Raw genomic sequence first — 18276 nt, forward strand, 5'->3', positions numbered from 1 at the left:
ACCCGACCTTACGTCGCCGGGTCGTCCTCGTCGAGCGCGCGCTCGCCATCGCGCCACAGGCGTACCAGCCAGGCCGGCGCACATGGCTCGTCCAGCCGACGCTGCCAGCAGGCCTCGCCGGTGCGTCGCGAGCTCAGCGTCAACCGGAAGCAGCGACGATCGGCCCCGGTGGTCGACGCCTCGGGAACATTCGCCAGCCTGCTAAGCCACTCGCCGAGCCGGGCGCATTCGTCATCCGAGAGCCGCTCGCACTCGATCTCGCGCGGGGCGGCCAGTCCCGGCAGATAGGCAAAGCCGCCCTCGCGACTGATCGCCAGGCGCATGTCGTGCGACAGCGACGGCACGTCGACGCGGCTCATGAGACGACGCCCACCTCGCGCCAGGCGTCATCCACCGCACGCGCCTCGCGACTTCCCTCTCCATGCTGGCGCCGGGCATGCGCCACGGTGAGTGCCGCGAAAGCCGCGAAATCCGATTCCCGGCTCAGGGCGTCATCGCGCATCGCCGCATACCACACGGGCGCGACGCTCTCCCACGCCGGCGCCTCCAGGGCCACCGCCGCCAGGTAAAAGGCCCGGTTGGGTATGCCGGAATTGATGTGAACGCCCCCGTTGTCGGCCTGCGTGTCGACGAAATCGCGCATGTGGCCCGGTTGCGGATCGCGTCCCAGCACGGGGTCATCGTATGCCGTCCCCGGCGCTTCCATGGAGCGTAGTGCACGGCCTTGCACCCGGTCGGTCAACAACGCCGCGCCGATGAGCCAGTCCGCTTCCTGCGCCGTCTGGCCGGCATGGTACTGCTTGACCACCACCCCGAAGACATCGGCCAGGGACTCGTTGAGCGCCCCGGACTGGCCGGCGTAGACCAGCCCCACATCGCGCTCGATCACACCGTGGGTCAGCTCGTGCGCGACGACTTCCGGCGCCGCCGTGAACCGCCGAAACAGGTCGCCGTCGCCGTCACCGAAGACCATCTGCGCACCGTTCCAGAAGGCGTTGTCGTAATCGCGGCCGTAATGCACGGTGCCGATCAGCGGCATGCCTCGATCGTCGATGGAGTCGCGCCCGAAGACCTCCCAGTAGAACCGGTAGGTCGCACCCAGCCACTCATAGGCCTCGTCGACGGCCGCATCCCCATGCGCGGCCTGGCCTTCTTCCCGCACCAGACGGCCGGGCAGCGTCTGTTCGTGGTCGGCGGAATGGATGCGGCGGTCGGGCCGCCCGGCGACGGCCCGCGCCGCGTCGCGCGCTGGCGGCGGCGAGGCCCGTAGACGAAACCACTGGTCGGCCTGCAACGTCTGCTGAGCACACCGCCGCTGGCGCTCGGTACCCTGCACCGCGATTCGATCGAGCACGTGCGGCGGCATGAAACCGGAAAACGTCGCCCTTCGTGAAGACGCCATTCAATCACCTCCAGCGAATCGAAACATATCCATGAGTGTGGTCCAATCCAACTCTTACCGCCGCCACGTCACTGTTCCGATTTGTCAAGCCGACTTTTGTCCAGAAATCGCCATAGCGCCCGCACCGCCGGCCACATGACATTACCATGGTCGGAGCCAGTGAACGTCTGGTGCTTGACGACCCAATGAGGATGGTGCGACTTCAGCCATTGAGCAAAGCAAGCGACATTGTCGCACATCGTCGGCAAAGCATTGGACCGGGCACCGGATGTCTGCGCGAATGCCGGCCTATGCCCCCGTTCCTGATCGCCAGCGCCCAGCAATACACGGGCATTTACGCTGTCCGGTACCGAGGGCAGCTCATACATGAAGCCATGGCCCCACCACAGCGATGGGCTGATGGCGATGTAATCGCTGAAAAGCTGCGGTCGGGTCAGCGCAGTATACAACGCGAACAGACCACCGTAGGAGTGGCCCAGCAGTGCTCGACGCGATGAGTCGACATCGAAGCGCGCGGCAATCCGTGGTAGAAGTTGATCGTGAAGAAAAACCTGAAAACATTCCGCACCGCCCACAGGCCGACCTCGCGAATCGATCGCTGGCATGTTCGATACGGCCGGGGTGTAGTCCTCGCTGCGTGCAGAACCATTGAAACGACGGGTATCGGGATAGCCGATGCCAACGATCAACCAGGGACTGGTGCCACCATCCGGCCCCTGTAGCGTCAGGCTGTCGCGTCCCACCACCGCCAGCGGAAAACGCGCATTGCCATCAAGCACGTAGAGTACCGGATAGCCGCCGGCCGGCGGCGGCGCGTCGGGCACAGAGACCTGAATGAGGTAGTCGCGTCCGGTAGCGTCGCCATGCATGGCCCATTGCTGACTATTCGGCAGGATCACGGAATCGACGGTCACGCTCGGCACCTCGGCAGCCGCAAAGGTCGCCTGCAAGACAGCTGTCCAAAACAGGCAGCCGTAGATACAGAGACGTAATACATTAGAAATCATAACGCAGCGAGGCGACCACGTTCGAAGGGGCACCGACCATGTTGAAGGTGTTCACGCCGCCGACACGGTTGTAGTACTCGCGATCCAGGATATTGTTGAAGTTCAACTGACCGCTGACATGCGACGTGAAGTCGTAACCGAGCATGGCATCGACGACCGCGTAGCCCGGCGCCTCTACACCACTACTGGAGTTGAAGTCACTCATCGCGGTCACCCCGCCGCCAATGTGCAGGCCGTCCAGCGACCCGCCCACAAAGCCATACTGGGTCCAGATGTTGACGATGTTGCGCGGCATCAGCAGGAAGATCCCGTCGTCGCGCGTCGTGGAGGCTTCCTGCACCTCGGTATCCATGTAAGTGTAACCGGCGATGACATCCCATTGATCGGTCAAACCGCCGGTGACCTCGAATTCGGTCCCTTGGATGCGCATCTTGCCCACCGCCTCGGAATAGGAGGCTCCGGGGTCGGCGGGCGACGCGGCGCGGTTCTCGTCGTAGAGGCGGAAGGCACTGATTCGGGCGTTGAGATCACCGCCGAAATAGCTGCCCTTTATACCTGCCTCGTATTGCTCGCCTTCTCGGGGCTTGAGCAAGTCACCGTCGGCATCGTAACTAGTCTGAGGCTTGAAGACCTGGGAGTAACTGGCGTAGAGCGAGTGATGGGCGTCAACATCGTAGACCAATCCGGCATAGGGCGTGAACTCGGTATCGCTACGGCTCTGACGGTCGTCGGCAACGCGATCGGCATAATCGACGTCGTAACGGCTCGCCCGCCCCCCGGCGATCAGTGCCAGCGACTGCACGGGACGCAGCGTCAGCTTGGAATAGACGCCGGTCTCCTCGAGCGTGGTTTCGCTGTGGCTATAGCCACGACCGCTGGCACGAGCGCTGGCCAGGATATCGACGTAAGCAAGGCCATTGAGTTCGTCGAGGGTTACGGGATCGGAGGTCAAGCCGCGCGAGCGCCCTGACTCGGTGTCGGTTGCGTAGTGCTTGTAGTCGCTACCGATGACGAACTCGCTGACATTGCCAAAGACCGAGAACGGCTGGCTGTAACTGGCATCCAAGGAAAGTGCCTGCTGATCGACGTGCGCAGCGGTCCCGGCGACCGACAGGGTACCGTCGTCATCCAGCGAGCTGCCGCCAAAGGCATAATTGTAATCGGCGTGGCGATCGGAATAACGTGTCGCGACACGCCCGTAACCGCCATTGGCGAAGCGGTGCGTCAGCTCGGCGATCCAGTCGTTGGAGCGACTTTCGAAGTTGTTCCATTCGGCGCCGTAGAACGCCGAACGACGGCCATAGAGCAAGTCGCCGTCGCTATCCACCGGCTGCCCGTTGTTGACGACGATGTCTTTATTGCTGTGGAGGAAGCCAAGCCCCAGCGTGGTCGACGCGTCGAGGTCGATGTCCAGCGCCGCATAGATATCGTTCTGTTCGTTGTCGTTATGATCGACGAACTCGGGGTGCCCAGTATGATCGATGACCAAACGGCCGCGCGCACGACCTTCGGCGTCGATCGGTCCTGACAGGTCAGTCTGCAGGTTACGCTGACCGACGCTCCCCAGACTGCCGCTGACGTGCCCCTGGAATTCGCGGGTAGGACGCTTGCGCACCAGGTTCACGACACCCCCCATCTCGCTGGTGCTGTTGAACAGCCCCGATGGGCCACGCATGATTTCTACCCTGTCGAATGCGGCCAGCGACGGCACCGAACCATTAATGCTGGTCATCGGCGCAGGTAAGCCGTCAATATTGTATTCATCGTACTCATAACCGCGGGCGTAAATCGATGAGCGGCCATTGTCATTGCTAAGTACGCGCATACCCGGCGTGCGACGCCCTAGTTCATCGAGGGTCTGAAAGTTCTGATCTTCAATGGCCTCGCGCGTGATCACCGAGACCGACTGTGGGATATCGCGTAGCGAGGCCGGTATCTTGGTGCCCACAGTCGCTGCATCGACGGTATACCCACCGGTCATCTCGGATGAGAGCATCTCGTAGAGGCGATTTCCCTCGACGGTAATGGTGTTCAGCCGGTTCGAGGAATCCACTTCTTGAGCCAGTGCGAGCTGATGCACGTTCAGGAGGCTGGTCAGCCCCCCGACAGCCGCGACCGCCCAATACGTCGTGCGTTTATGAGTTGCCATATCGTGTTCCCTTGCTGTCGTACCCTGTGCCTGTCCAACAGGCATCAACATAAATGAGAATTCATTGCAATTACGATGAAGAATCAGCATTATCTCACCTGGCAGCAACGACCGCCTTTGCGAGGACAGCGGATCGCTTTGCAAAAACGGCTTTCCATCTTGATCAAAGTGAGGGGAACCTTTTGCGATGACAGCGGTAGTGGCGCATCGCCTCATGCCTGAGTCGGGCAAGCACGAGATCGAAGCCAAGGAATTGCGACGGCTATCGGCATCGCTGGTCACGCGACAGGCCCTCGATGCACCGAACTGGGACCGACGCTCGGCCCTGCTCGACGGACGCATGCAACTCGCCGAGCTCCAGCCAGGCATGCAGCTGCGCTTGGCCGATGTCAGTGATCGTTACGATCTGGTCACCCGTGCCTTACTACCGGCGGGGGTCAAGATCGCCCTGGTCGTCGCCGGCGAGGCTCGCGTGAGCTATGGCGATCAGGCAGTGTCGCTAGGGCTGTCGGCGCCGAGCACCGGACTGCTGGCCAGGCTTCCCGAAGCCACTCGCTTCGCTCGACGGGGACGTATCGGCGGCCACGAGCGGACCCTGACCCTAACCCTCACACCGGACTGGCTGTTACGACACGGCTACTCGATTACCTCGAGTCACACAGCGCAGCTGGTCCGCTGGTCGCCATCGCCGGGACTGCTGAGACTCGCCGAACGGTTGTTCGACGAGCGCTTCCTGTACAGCCGGGATGATGCCCATCGCCTGCAACTGAGCGGCTGTGCTATGGCGATGGCCGGTGAAGCATTGGCCGCTCTCGGACACGATCGGGAGGGGCAGAAACATGACGAGGAAAGAGAACACTACCCGACAGACCGTCGACTGCAACGCTTGATGACGCTAGTCGAGAGCGGCGAAGCCCATCGTCTGGGGCAGGAAGAACTGGCCCGGCGTCTGGGTATGAGCCTGAGCAGTCTGCAACGACGATTCCTCGCCTGTTACGGCAAACCACTGGGACGCTTCCTTCGACGTCGTCGCCTCGAAACAGCCTTGGCGGCACTGCGCAATGAAGCCATCAGTGTCGAAGCTGCAGCCATTCTGGCCGGCTATACCAACGCCGCCAACTTCGCCACGGCCTTCAAGCGCGAATTTGGAGCACGGCCCGGCGACCTGCGTCGAGGACCTCAGACAAGCCAAGAAGAAACTCGCCTGCTCAAGGTGGCATCAGGCGGTAGCGGGCGGAGTTGACGGTCTCCTTCAGTGCTCCCAGCTGATCGAGGTCGGGACCGCTCAACGGCTGGTCGAGCCGGCGCTTGGGGTTGCGGGTATTGAGCACGACGTGCACCGCGTCGGGATTGCCGCGCGCGTCGTGATGCTTGACCCATGCCAGCGCCCCGTTGGCGTACAACGCCAGGGAACCGATGGGCGCCACTCCGAAGCGGCGGATATAGCGCTGTACCCAGGTGTTGTCGAAGGCGTCGGAATGCGTGAACAGGTGGCGATAGACATCGCGCTGCGTCCAGGCGGCACGCCCCGGCCGCGGGCGAGTCATGACATCGGCGACATCGACCACCGCCATCATGCGCGCCAGGGTCGGCAACGCTTCTCCCTCGAGTCTGGCGGGATAGCCGCTGCCATCGAAACGCTCGTTGGCCATGCCGATCACCTGGGCCGCGACGTCGGCATCCAGCCAGCGGCACTCGCCGAGACGCTCGAGTATCAACTCGACGTGGCGATGCAGCTGCACCTGCTCCTCGGCATCCAGCGCCTCGTCACGCAGCAAGCGATCCGGCAGCAGCCCCTTGCCGAGGTCATGGATCAGCGCACAGGCCACCACGGCCTTGAGACGCTCGGGGGCCAGACGACGCGACTGTCCCAGATCGAGCATGCGCACGGCCACCGCCAGGCTGTGCTGAACCAGGCTCGACTCGTCCCGCAGACACGCCACGGCATACAGCAGGGCCTGACGATCCTGCTCCCACAGGGTCAACAGCGTATCGGTATTGCGCGACAGCTGGGACGCCGCCACCGGCTCGCCACTCTTCAGCTGCACCAGTTGCGCATTCAGATAGTCGGCAACCTTCTGCAACCTGACCGCCATCGCGCCTCCCGGCCGCGACTTCGCTTGCCGCCGACGCGAAATATCCCGGCGCACCTCGCCAGGCGGTTGAAACAATGATGAAGGCGCCAGGGGCCGTCCCTCATGCATCACGTTGCGTGCGCTCTCGCGCTCGGTCTCCGTCACGCAATACCACAGCAGGCGCTCCATGGCCGGCGTCAGGTCGGTGAATTCGCAGCCCACCAGGGCCTTCGTCCAGCCTTCGTCGGTGCGCACATGGCGGACACAGGCCGGCAGCTCGAAGTGGCGCTGATTGGGAAACGCCAGACGGATGCTATCGACGACCTGCTCGGGCTTGAGCGCCGCCGCTGCGGACAGCGGCAGTTCCAGCAGGCATCCGCCCATGGACAGGTTGCCGAGTCTCCCTTCGAAGGGCGTATCCTGGCCCGCCACTCTCAGGGTGGCCATGACGTTCATGTCCGCACGCAGTTCGGCACGAAAGCTACTGCGCCGGTGCAGCACCGATGCCGCCTGCGGATATGCGCAGATGACCTGCAGGCGCTCACCGAGCTCTCGCCACTCCTGGATCTCGAGCGTCTGGGTGGTGACCACCGCACCATTGACCTGTCCCATCAGATGAAACGGCTCGTCACGCCTCAGGCGCGGCACGATGTCGCGCACCGCCGATACGTCCAGACACAGCGAGACATCCTGCTCGACTTCCATGACCACCACCGGCCACGGCGTGCCATCGCCCGTCTCGAAACAAAGGCTTGCGCCTCCCGGGTGCGTGAAAGCCTCGAGCAGGCCCAGCAGCTCGCCGGGATGCGTCACGTCTAGGATTGCGGACTCGGGTGATGACATCGAGACAGGATCCGAAAGGTCAGGGCTTGAATGGGGCGTGGCACGCACAGCGGACATGGCGCGTCGTGCGTGCACGTGTAAAGATACGTAACCCGCTATCGGCCGTCTTGGTCAAGACTTGAGGTCGTCGGCGCCCGACAGGCGCTCCAGTGCCTCCTCGTGATAACCCAGCAAGTACAACACCGCATCCAGCCCCAGCGTGGCGATGGATTGCCGCGCCTGCTGACGCACCAGCGGCTTGGCACGGAAGGCAATGCCCAGTCCCGCGCTTTCCAGCATCTTGAGATCGTTGGCGCCGTCGCCCACGGCGATGGTCTGCTGCGGCGCCAGGCCCTGGCGACGCGCGATTTCCCCCAGCAGCCAGGCCTTGCGATCGGCATCGATGATGGGCTCGCGCACCTCGCCGGTGATCTTGCCGTCGCGTATCACCAGCTCGTTGGCGTGAACCTCGTCGAAGCCCAGACGCTCCTGCAGATAATGCGCGAAATAGGTGAAGCCGCCGGAAATGATGGCGGTCCGATAGCCCAGGCGCTTGAGGTGCATCATCAGGCGCTCGACGCCATCCATCAGCGGCAGATTCTCGGCGATGTCCCGCAGTACCGACTCGTCGAGCCCTTCCAGCTTGGCCATCCGCTCGCGAAAGCTCTGCTGGAAATCGAGCTCGCCACGCATGGAACGCTCGGTCACCGCCGCCACTTCGTCGTAGACACCATGCCGCCGGGCCAGTTCGTCGATTACCTCGGCCTGGATCAGGGTGGAGTCCATGTCGAAGCAGATCAGACGCCGATGGCAGCGCCACAGGGAATCTTCCTGGATGGCGATGTCCACGCCGTGCCGCGCGCCGAGTGCCAGCGCCCGCTCACGCAAGTCGGGCAACTCGACCGCCGGGCCGCGCAGGAGGCATTCCACGCAGGCGCCACGCGGCGTTGCCTCTTCCAGGGATGCCGCGCCCGACAGACGCTGCATGTGCTCGATGCTCAATCCATGCGCCGCCGCCAGCTCGCCGAGCTCGGCCAGCATCGTCGCCGGCAGTCTTGGCCCCATCAGCGATACGATCAGGCGCGGCATCTCGGTGCGCGCCTGCAGGGCCTGCCAGCCCTCGCCCGTCACCGGCTGAACGTCGAACGTGAGCGCCTGCTCCGCGAAGTGCTCGCCGAGCCGTGCCTGCAGCAGCGCGGCGGCATCGTCCTCGGCGCTCACCAACGCCTCCAGCGCCATGCGGCCGAAGGCGCTCTGCTGACGTACATCCAGCAGGCACGCCCCGGACGCCGCCAGTGCCTTGCCCAGTGCCGCCAGTTGTCCGGCACGATCGGCGCCGTCGACATGGATCAATAACCGCTGAGTCATGCTGTCTCTTCCCGCGTCATTCGATGGTCTCGAGCCGGTCGACTTTCTGGAAGCCGCGCGACAACTTGCTGCCCCGACGTCCGCGTTCGCCGACGTAATAGTCGAGATCGCGGCTCGAGAGCGTCTGCTTGCGTTTACCGGCGTGAACCACCAGCGAAGCGCCGGCGGGCAGCATGGCGAGATCACGCACGAACTCTTCCCGGTTGGCGGCCCGCGCGCCGGGAATATCGATCATCTTGTTGCCCTTGCCCTTGGCCATCACCGGCAACTGCTCGAGCGGGAACACCAGCAGACGTCCCTCGTTGGACACCACGGCGATGCGCGTGTCCTCGCCTTCCGGTACCGCGACCGGAGGCAGCACGTTGCACCCCTTGGGCACGCTGAGCGCGGCCTTGCCCGCCTTGCTCTTGCCGATCAGATCGTCGAGTCTGGCAATGAAGCCATAGCCCCCATCCGAGGCCAGCAGGTAGCGCGCCTCGGGGACATCGAGCATGACGCCGACCATGCGTGCGCCGGCGCCGGGGTTGATGCGACCGGTGATGGGTTCGCCCTGACTGCGCGCCGAGGGCAGGTTGTGCGCGGTCAGGGTATAACTGCGGCCCGCGTCGTCGAGCAGCACCAGAGGCTGATTGGACTTGCCGCGCGCGGCCAGGTGAAAGCGGTCGCCCGCCTTGTAGGACAGGCCGGCGGGATCGATCTCGTGCCCCTTGGCGCTGCGAATCCAGCCCTTTTCGGACAACACCACGGTGATCGGATCGGCACCGATCAGCTCGACCTCGGAGAGCGCCTTGGCCTCCCCGCGCTCGACCAGCGGCGCACGCCGCGCATCGCCGTAACCGTCGGCGTCCTGACGCAATTCCCGCTCGATCAGATCGGTCAAGGCGGCATCGTTGCCCAGCAATTCCTTGAGCCGCTCACGCTCGGCGAGCAATTCGTCCTGCTCGCCGCGAATCTTGAACTCCTCGAGCTTGGCCAGGTGGCGCAGACGCAATTCGAGAATCGCCTCCGCCTGGCGCTCGCTGAGCCCGAAGGCCTCGATCAAGGCGGTCTTGGGTACATCCTCCTCGCGGATGATACGGATGACCTCGTCGATGTTGAGATACGCCGTGAGCAGGCCTTCGAGGATGTGCAGGCGATCCTCGACCTTGCCCAGCCGATGCTCGAGCCGCCGCCGGACCGTCGCCCGACGAAAGCGCAGCCATTCATCGAGGATGGCATTCAGCGCCATGACCCGCGGGCGACCGTCCAGCCCAATGACGTTGAGGTTCACGCGCACGTTCTTCTCGAGGTCGGTGGTCGCGAACAGGTGCGCCATCAGCGCCTCGACATCGACCCGGTTGGAGCGCGGCACGATCACCAGCCGCGTGGGCGTCTCGTGAGTCGACTCGTCGCGCAGATCCGCCACCATGGGCAGCTTCTTGGCCTGCATCTGCGCGGCGATCTGTTCCAGCACCTTGGCGCCGCTGACCTGATAGGGCAGCGCGGTGACCACCACATTGCCCTCCTCCAGCGTATAGCGCCCGCGCAGCTTCACCGAGCCGCGCCCGCTCTCGTAGAGCTTGGCAAGGTCGCTCGACGGGCTGATGATTTCGGCCTCGGTAGGGAAATCCGGCGCCGGTACGTAAGCCATCAGGTCGCTGACAGTGGCCTGGGGATGGCGCAGCAGGTGGCAGGTCGCGTCCACGACTTCGCGCACGTTATGCGGCGGAATGTCGGTGGCCATGCCCACCGCGATGCCGGTGGCGCCATTGAGCAGCACGTGCGGCAGACGCGCGGGCAGCACGGCCGGCTCGTCGAGGGTGCCATCGAAGTTGGGCGTCCAGTCGACCGTGCCCTGGCCGAGTTCGGAGAGCAGCACTTCGGAGAATTTCGACAGTCGCGCCTCGGTGTAGCGCATCGCCGCGAACGACTTGGGATCGTCGGGGCTGCCCCAGTTGCCCTGGCCGTCGATCAACGGATAGCGATAGCTGAACGACTGCGCCATCAGCACCATCGCCTCGTAACAGGCGCTGTCGCCATGCGGGTGGAACTTGCCCAGCACGTCGCCGACGGTACGTGCCGACTTCTTGTACTTGGCGCTCGCCGTCAGCGACAACTCGCGCATGGCATAGACGATGCGGCGCTGCACCGGCTTCATGCCATCGCCGATATGCGGCAGCGCACGGTCGAGAATCACGTACATCGAATAATCGAGGTACGCCTTCTCGGTGTATTCCTTGAGGGAGAGACGTTCGACGTCGCCTTCCTCGACATGGATATCCATGGTCATGGGTTCAACGCCCTTCTACCATCGATGGAAACTTCGCGGACCGCGCCCGCACGAAACATAGCCTGAAGAGAGAAGAACGGCGCTTCGCGCCTCGAGAGGGAGATGAACGCATCGTTCCCCATCCCTCTCACGTCTGTCGTCTTGGTTCTTCGCCCTTATCTCTTCCGTCTTCCTGCTTACACCTCGATATCGGCGAGGTTGCCGTAGTCCTCGAGCCAGTTCTTGCGATCACCGGCGCGCTTTTTCGCCAGCAACATGTCCATCATCTCGCGCGTGCCGTCGCCCACGGTCAGGGTCAGCTGGACCAGGCGCCGGGTGTCGGCGGCCATCGTCGTCTCGCGCAGCTGCAGCGGACTCATCTCGCCGAGGCCCTTGAAGCGCTGCACGTTGGGCGTGCCGCGCTTGCCCTCGAGGCGCTTCAGGATGGCGGTCTTCTCGCTTTCGTCGAGGGCATAGTGAACCTCCTTGCCCAGGTCGATGCGATACAGCGGCGGCATGGCCACGAACACGTGCCCGGCATCGACCAGCGCCGGAAAATGACGCACGAACAGCGCGCACAGCAGCGTGGCAATGTGCAGGCCGTCGGAGTCGGCATCGGCGAGAATGCAGATCTTGTGATAACGCAGCTTGGAGAGATCGTCGCTGCCGGGGTCCATGCCGATGGCAACCGCGATGTCGTGGACCTCCTGGGAGCCATAGATATCGTGCGCCTCGACCTCCCAGGTATTGAGGATCTTGCCGCGCAGCGGCAGGATCGCCTGTGTCTCGCGATCGCGGGCCTGCTTGGCGCTGCCGCCGGCACTGTCGCCCTCGACCAGAAACAGCTCGGACGCCGCCGGGTCCTGCCCCGAACAGTCGGCCAGCTTGCCGGGCAACGCGGGACCGGAGGTCACTTTCTTGCGGGCGACCTTCTTGGCGCTCTTCTGACGCCGCTGCGCGGCATTGATCACCAGCTCGGCGAGGGCCTCGGCCTGGTCGACATGGTGATTGAGCCACAGCGAGAAGGCATCCTTGACCACACCGGAGACGAACCCGGCCACCACCCGCGAGGATAGCCGCTCCTTGGTCTGCCCGGCGAACTGCGGGTCGAGCAGCTTCACCGACAGCACGAACGAGACGCGCTCCCACAGGTCGTCGCCGGTCAGCTTGACCCCGCGTGGCAACAGGCTGCGGTATTCGCAGAACTCGCGCAGCGCGTCGAGCAGCCCGGAGCGCAGACCGTTGACGTGCGTGCCGCCGAGCGGCGTGGGGATCAGATTGACGTAGGATTCCTGCAGCAACTCACCGCCTTCCGGCAGCCACTGGATGGCCCAGTCGACGCCCTGGTCCTCGTCCTCGAAGTGACCGAGAAACGGCGAGGCAGGCAACGTCTCGACATCGTCGGTGGCCTGGGCCAGGTAGTCGCGCAACCCATCCGCGTACTGCCACACGCTCTCGGTACCATCCGCCTCGATCAGCGTGACCTCGAGCCCGGGGCAGAGGACCGCCTTGGCGCGCAACAAGTGCTTGAGACGCGGCAACGCCAGCCTGGGGCTATCGAAATAGCTCTCGTCCGGCCAGAACCGCACCACCGTTCCCTTGGCCTTCTTGGAGCAGGTCCCGATGACGGTGAGGTCTTCCACCTTGTCGCCGTGGGCGAAGGCCATGCCATGCCGGTCGCCGTCGCGACAGACCTCGATTTCCAGGCGCCGGGACAGGGCGTTGACCACCGACACCCCGACCCCGTGCAGCCCTCCCGAGAAGCGATAGCTCGACTGCGAGAACTTCCCGCCCGCGTGCAGCCGGGTCAGGATCAGCTCGACGCCGGAGACCCCGTGCTCGGGGTGCATGTCGATGGGCATGCCACGCCCGTCGTCGCTGACCTCGATGCCGCCGTCGTCATGCAGGCGCACGCGGATGTGGCTCGCGTGTCCGGCCAGCGCCTCGTCGACGCTGTTGTCGATGACTTCCTGGGCGAGGTGATTGGGTCGACTGGTATCGGTGTACATTCCGGGGCGCTTGCGCACCGGATCGAGTCCCGACAGGACCTCGATGGAACTGGCACTGTATTGCGTCATGCGTTGTCCATTATGTGGATTCGTCAGAGCGCGTTGGCGATCGTGGGGGTAGCGTCCAACCCCCGTGCGCGAAAATGGCTGGCAGATAATCGGCCAGCGCGCTGAAGCCGTGGTCGCCGCCAGGATGCACGAGCGTCGGCGCACCGGCGTAGAACGCCAGCGCATCACGGCAATCCAGCGTCTCGTCGGCGCTGCCCAGCAGCAGCCGATAACGGTGCGGCGCGATGATGCCACTCGGGGTCATCGCCTCGAGCGCGGCGCCGTGTTGCGCGTCGATGGTGAAGCGTTCATGGGTGTAGGGGTTCTCGAACGCCGCCCCTTCCCATTGCGCCACCAGGCGCGCCGGCCGCACCGCGGGATTGATCAACACCGCACGCAGCCCGGCGCGTTCGGCCAGGCAGGTGGCAAGAAACCCGCCCATCGAACTGCCGATCAACAGGGTATCGTCGCCCAGGCCACGCAATTCGCGCTCGGCACATGCCAGGGCATCGTCCGGACGATGCGGCAACTGAGGCGCCACGCACCTCGGTGGCGTGGCGCCGTCGGACGCCAGACGCTCGCAGGTCGCCGCGATCAGTTGCGCCTTGGGCGATGCCGCGCCGCTATTGAAACCGTGCAGATACAGGATGCTGGTCACGGGCGTCATGTTTGCCACGGGCGCCACCAGCATACCGCAAAACCTGTACAAACAACCAGCATCATGTCGCGTCCTGAGCCTGCCAGACGACATCGAGCAGTCCACGACTGGAATCGTCCAGGGTCTCGGCGCCACGCCGCGAGGCCAGAATCTGCTCGGTTTCGGAGGCGATCTGCTTGCCCAGCTCCACGCCCCACTGGTCGAAGGGGTTGATGTCCCAGATCGTGGCCTGCACGAACACCTTGTGCTCGTAGAGCGCGATCAGCGCCCCCAGCGTACGCGGCGTCAGGCGGTCGAGCAGCAACGTGGTCGAGGGCTGGTTGCCGCGATAGCGCTTGTGGCTGGGGCGCGGGGCATCGCTGGGCAAGGCCTCGTCGCCCAGCATCAAGACCCGCGACTGGGCGATGCAGTTGGCCAGCGTCAGGCGATGCTGGGCCTTGAGGTGGGCGCGCGTGGCGGGATCTTCCACCCGGTCATAACGACGTACCGGCGCGATGAAATCGCACTCCACCGCCTGAGTCCCCTGGTGCAGCAGTTGATAGAAGGCATGTTGTGCATTGGGGCCGAGCTGCCCCCACAACACCGGGCAGGTGGAATAAGGCGTGATCTCGCCGTCATTGGTGACCGACTTGCCGTTGGATTCCATCTCCAGTTGTTCGAGATAGCTGGCGAAATACTCGAGCCGGCCATCGTAGGGCAGGATCGAATGCGCACGCACGTCGAGGAAGTTCACGTTCCAGATCCCCGCCAGCGCCAGCAGCACCGGCAAGTTGTCTTCGAGCGGCGTATCGCGGAAATGACGGTCCATCTCGTGGGCCCCCGCCAGCAGCTCGCGGAAGTTTTCCATCCCCACGGCCAGGGCGATGGGCAACCCGATGGCGCCCCACAGCGAATAACGCCCGCCGACCCACTCCCAGAAGCGCAGCTGATGGCGCGGGTCGATCCCCCACTCGCTCATGCGCTCGGGCTTGGCCGAGACGCCGATGAAATGCTGGCGCATCACCACCTCGCGCATGCCGGCATCACGACCACCGTCGGCCAGCCGCGTCATCAGCCAGTCGCGTGCGGTAGAGGCGTTGGACAGCGTATCGATGGTGGTGAACGACTTCGACGACAGCACGAACAGCGTCGTGGCGGGATTGAAGCGGGTCAGATAATCGGCGAGCTGCGAGCCGTCCATGGTCGAGGCGAAATGGATGTCGACCTGGTGCACGTCCCGCGGGCGGTAATCGGCCAGGGCATGGGTGACCATCAGCGGTCCCAGGTCGGAGCCGCCCACGCCGAGATTCACCACGTCGGTGATCGCCTTGCCGGTGGCACCTCGCCATTGGCCGGCATGGCACTTCTCGACCATCGCCTGCATGCGGGCCAGCGTTTCATGCACATCGGGCACCACGTCCTCGCCCTCGACCACCAGACTGGCCTCCGGCGGCAAGCGCAGCGCGGTGTGCAGCGCCGGACGATCCTCGGAGAGATTGACGCGCTCGCCGTTCTGCAGACGCTCGATGGCACGTTCGAGATTCGCCTCGCGTGCCAGCGCGAGCAATTTCGTCAGTGTCTCGTCGCGCCAGCGGTGCTTGGAGAGATCCAGCGTCAAGCCGGCGCCACGCCGGGTAAAGCGGGCATGGTGGCCGGGGGCCTCGGCGAACAGAGACTTGAGGTGCACGTTGCGCATGCCGTCGGCATGCTGCGTGAGTGCCTGCCAGGCCTCTGAATGATGGATCATGGTTGACTGGGACATGACTCGTGCTCTCCTTGACAAGCTCGCTGACGGCCCGCGGATGCCGCGAGTGGGCCCTGCGGATGCAGAGCCATGACGCGGCGCGTACAATATCGCCACTTCCTGTGGCCTCGGCCACGCCTCGACGCGATTGACTGGCTCATGAGTGACGCATCTTACCGTGACGCAATCTTTTCGACACCCCTGGACCGGGTGGCCAATTTTTCCTTCGATGAAAAGGTCGTCGCCTGCTTTCCCGACATGATTCGCCGCTCGGTACCCGGCTATGGTCAGATCCTGGGCATGCTGGGCCTGATCGCCGAACGCCACCTGCGCTTCGGCGCTCACGTCTATGACCTGGGCTGCTCGCTGGGCGCCGTGACCCTGGCGCTCGCCGGACGCTTGCCGCCGGATGCCTTCACCCTGACCGGCGTCGACCTGTCGCCGACGATGGTCGCCCGGGCACGTGAAACGCTCGGCGAGGAATGCCCCGATCATCGCATCGATATCGTCGAGGGCGATATCCGCCATGTCGACTACCGACCCGCCGGCATGATCGTGCTCAACTTCACGTTGCAGTTCCTGCCCCCCGAGGACCGTCGCGCAGTCATCGAGCGCCTTTACGCCGCCCTCGAGCCCGGCGGCGTGCTGGTGCTTTCCGAGAAGATCGTGCTGCCCGACGAGCAGGAAAACGCCTGGCTGGTGGAACGCTACCACGATTTCAAGCGCGCCAACGGCTATAGCGACATGGAAATCAGCCAGAAGCGCACCGCGCTGGAAAACGTGCTGGTGCCGGACACCCTCGACGCGCACCACGAGCGCCTGCACGAGGCCGGCTTCACCCGTGTCAGCACCTGGTTCCAGTATCTCAACTTCGCCTCGATGGTCGCCTTCAAGGATGCCTGATCGCTCTCTGCCCCCTGCCCAGCGGGCCCTGTTCGATGCCCTGCTCGATCACGGCCTGAGCGAATGGGTCGCCCGCCTGCCCGCGCAACTCGCCGATGGCCTGGACCGCAAGCGCTTCGGCGACCTGCCCGCCTGGGAGAAGGCCGTCGCCAAGCTGCCCACGCTGCCCGAGGCGCGTGATGTCGCTCTCGACAGCGACAGCGTGCGTGTCGATCTCGCGCTCACCGAGAGCCAGCAACGTCAGTGCGAGAACCTGCTGCGCAAGTTGATGCCCTGGCGCAAGGGACCCTACACCCTGGGCGGCATCCACATCGATACCGAGTGGCGCTCGGACTGGAAATGGCAACGCGTGGCACCGCACCTGTCCCCGCTCGAGGGACGTCGCGTGCTGGATGTCGGCGGCGGCAACGGCTATCACGGCTGGCGCATGGTGGGCGCAGGCGCGGCCTTCGTGCTGATCGTCGACCCCTCGCCGCGTTTCTACTATCAATTCCAGGCCGTGCGCCATTTCGTCGGCGATGCCGATGGCTGGCGCACGCATTTCCTGCCGGTCGGCATCGAGGCGGTACCGCCGAAGCTGGAAGCGTTCGACACCACCTTTTCGATGGGTGTGCTCTACCATCGGCCCTCTCCCCTGGAGCACCTGATGCAGCTCCGCGACACCCTGCGCCCGGGGGGCGAGCTCGTCCTCGAGACTCTGGTGGTCGAAGGCGACGCGAACACGGTCTTCATGCCCGGCGAACGCTATGCCGCCATGCCCAACGTATATTTCCTGCCCTCGTCGAAGGCCCTAGCGCACTGGCTCGAGCGCTGCGGTTTCGAGGACGTCCGCGTCGTCGACGAGGCCCCGACATCGCTGGCGGAACAGCGCAGCACCGAGTGGATGACCTTCCACTCGCTGGCCGACTTTCTCGACCCCGAGGATGCGACACTGACGCTCGAAGGCTACCCGGCGCCTCGACGGGCCGTTCTGGTGGCACGCAAGCCGGAGTGACTTGCCCTTCTTCGTCATGCGAACGATAATATTTATCATTATCATCGTCGAAGGAGACTCCTCATGCTGTCGCTCTTCAATACGGCTCTCGAGGGCACCCCAAGCCTGAGGCCGTTCAGCGATCGCCTGGTGCCCGGCGAGCTGCTCGGTATCTGCGGGCCGCACGGCGCCGGCAAGAGCACCCTGATCGGCCTGCTCGCCGGCCTCTATCGACCCACGCGGGGCAGCATCTGCCTCGATGGCCAGCCGCTGCACTGCTGGCCCAGCGCCTATCGCGCCCAGCGCATCGCGCATGTCATCGCCCCTCCGCGAAGTCTTGCCGACTGGCGTGTGCGCGACCTGGTGGGACTCGGGCTGCTGGAGAGCTGCTCGCGCGTCGTGCAGCAAGGCGCCGCTTCGCCCCCCTGCCTGCCGGTGGCGGTGGAGACGGCGCTCGCGGCACTCGACCTGCAGGGCGTGAGCGACCGACGCCTGGGTACGCTCGACGCCGTCAACGCCCAGCGAGCCATGATCGCGCGGGCACTGTGCCAGGTCGCGGCGGCGCCCTACTGCCCCTGCCGGCAGCGCCGCGACAACGGCATCCTGCTGCTCGACCTGGAACCTCTGGCACACGATCAGGAACAGCGCCTGCTGGCCGATCTGGGCGCCGCCTCACGGCGCCACCGGCTCTGCATCGTACCGGTGGTCAGCCCCTGCGATGCCAGCCTTGCGCATTGCGATCGCGTCTGGTGGATGGATGGCGGGTCGCGCCGTGCCGACCTGTCGCCGTCGGTCCGCCACGTCCTGCGCGTGCAGGTCTCCTCGGCCGAGCGTACCCGGCCGAACGCACCACACCCCAATGACGCGGCGCCATGACTCGCCCCCGACGAC

At 64.7% G+C, this 18276-nt stretch carries 14 protein-coding genes; 4 read left to right on the forward strand and 10 right to left on the reverse strand.

Going from position 1 to position 18276, the window contains the following annotated elements; genetic code table 11:
- Nucleotides 1-8: 8 nt before the first annotated feature.
- The 4 genes from CSAL_RS12850 to CSAL_RS12865 form a co-directional block, all read right to left on the reverse strand.
- Nucleotides 9-359, reverse strand: a complete 351-nt coding sequence (locus CSAL_RS12850) for a protealysin inhibitor emfourin (RefSeq protein WP_011507829.1) — start codon at nt 357-359, stop codon at nt 9-11.
- Nucleotides 356-1402 carry a M4 family metallopeptidase gene (locus CSAL_RS12855; RefSeq protein WP_011507830.1) on the reverse strand — a complete coding sequence of 349 codons (1047 nt, stop codon included), beginning with the start codon at nt 1400-1402 and terminating at the stop codon, nt 356-358. The genes CSAL_RS12850 and CSAL_RS12855 overlap by 4 nt, the downstream gene beginning before the upstream one ends.
- A 68-nt stretch (nt 1403-1470) precedes the next feature.
- Entirely contained in the window at nt 1471-2352 is an 882-nt protein-coding gene (locus tag CSAL_RS12860) for an alpha/beta hydrolase (protein WP_050934536.1), read from the reverse strand.
- Nucleotides 2353-2398: 46 nt separating this feature from the next.
- On the reverse strand, nt 2399-4648 hold the full coding sequence (locus CSAL_RS12865) for a TonB-dependent siderophore receptor (RefSeq protein WP_244846389.1): 2250 nt from the start codon (nt 4646-4648) through the stop codon (nt 2399-2401).
- A 97-nt stretch (nt 4649-4745) separates the two neighbouring features.
- On the opposite strand from CSAL_RS12865, the gene CSAL_RS12870 reads away from it, so the two are divergent.
- Entirely contained in the window at nt 4746-5801 is a 1056-nt protein-coding gene (locus CSAL_RS12870; RefSeq protein WP_011507833.1) for a helix-turn-helix domain-containing protein, read from the forward strand.
- Here CSAL_RS12870 and CSAL_RS12875 read toward each other — a convergent pair.
- From CSAL_RS12875 to pgi, 6 genes are all read right to left on the reverse strand, one after another.
- Complete coding sequence (locus CSAL_RS12875) at nt 5767-7476, reverse strand: HD domain-containing phosphohydrolase (protein ID WP_187290063.1); 1710 nt, start codon at nt 7474-7476, stop codon at nt 5767-5769. The two genes, CSAL_RS12870 and CSAL_RS12875, sit on opposite strands and share 35 nt — an antisense overlap.
- A 111-nt stretch (nt 7477-7587) precedes the next feature.
- Nucleotides 7588-8823 (reverse strand): phosphoserine phosphatase SerB, encoded by a 1236-nt coding sequence (gene serB / locus CSAL_RS12880; RefSeq protein ID WP_011507835.1) that lies wholly within the window; start codon nt 8821-8823, stop codon nt 7588-7590.
- 16 nt (nt 8824-8839) lie between these two features.
- Nucleotides 8840-11092 (reverse strand): DNA topoisomerase IV subunit A, encoded by a 2253-nt coding sequence (gene parC / locus CSAL_RS12885; protein ID WP_011507836.1) that lies wholly within the window; start codon nt 11090-11092, stop codon nt 8840-8842.
- Between the two features lie 176 nt (nt 11093-11268).
- Nucleotides 11269-13149, reverse strand: a complete 1881-nt coding sequence (parE, locus tag CSAL_RS12890) for a DNA topoisomerase IV subunit B (RefSeq protein ID WP_011507837.1) — start codon at nt 13147-13149, stop codon at nt 11269-11271.
- A gap of 10 nt (nt 13150-13159) precedes the next feature.
- A complete protein-coding gene (locus tag CSAL_RS12895; RefSeq protein WP_224114504.1) occupies nt 13160-13795 on the reverse strand; it encodes a YqiA/YcfP family alpha/beta fold hydrolase in 636 nt (211 codons plus the stop codon).
- 52 nt (nt 13796-13847) lie between these two features.
- Entirely contained in the window at nt 13848-15527 is a 1680-nt protein-coding gene (pgi, locus tag CSAL_RS12900; RefSeq protein WP_011507839.1) for a glucose-6-phosphate isomerase, read from the reverse strand.
- Between the two features lie 141 nt (nt 15528-15668).
- On the opposite strand from pgi, the gene cmoA reads away from it, so the two are divergent.
- The 3 genes from cmoA to CSAL_RS12915 all read left to right on the forward strand — a co-directional run bounded on the left by cmoA (nt 15669) and on the right by CSAL_RS12915 (nt 18261).
- Entirely contained in the window at nt 15669-16412 is a 744-nt protein-coding gene (gene cmoA, locus CSAL_RS12905) for a carboxy-S-adenosyl-L-methionine synthase CmoA (protein ID WP_043559569.1), read from the forward strand.
- Complete coding sequence (gene cmoB, locus CSAL_RS12910; protein ID WP_011507841.1) at nt 16405-17406, forward strand: tRNA 5-methoxyuridine(34)/uridine 5-oxyacetic acid(34) synthase CmoB; 1002 nt, start codon at nt 16405-16407, stop codon at nt 17404-17406. The genes cmoA and cmoB overlap by 8 nt, the downstream gene beginning before the upstream one ends.
- Nucleotides 17407-17469: 63 nt before the next feature.
- Nucleotides 17470-18261: an ATP-binding cassette domain-containing protein gene (locus tag CSAL_RS12915; RefSeq protein WP_011507842.1), complete on the forward strand. Its 792-nt coding sequence runs from the start codon at nt 17470-17472 to the stop codon at nt 18259-18261.
- The last annotated feature ends 15 nt before the right edge of the window (nt 18262-18276 follow it).

Source organism: Chromohalobacter israelensis DSM 3043 (genome assembly GCF_000055785.1).
Taxonomy (GTDB): Bacteria; Pseudomonadota; Gammaproteobacteria; order Pseudomonadales; family Halomonadaceae; genus Chromohalobacter; species Chromohalobacter israelensis.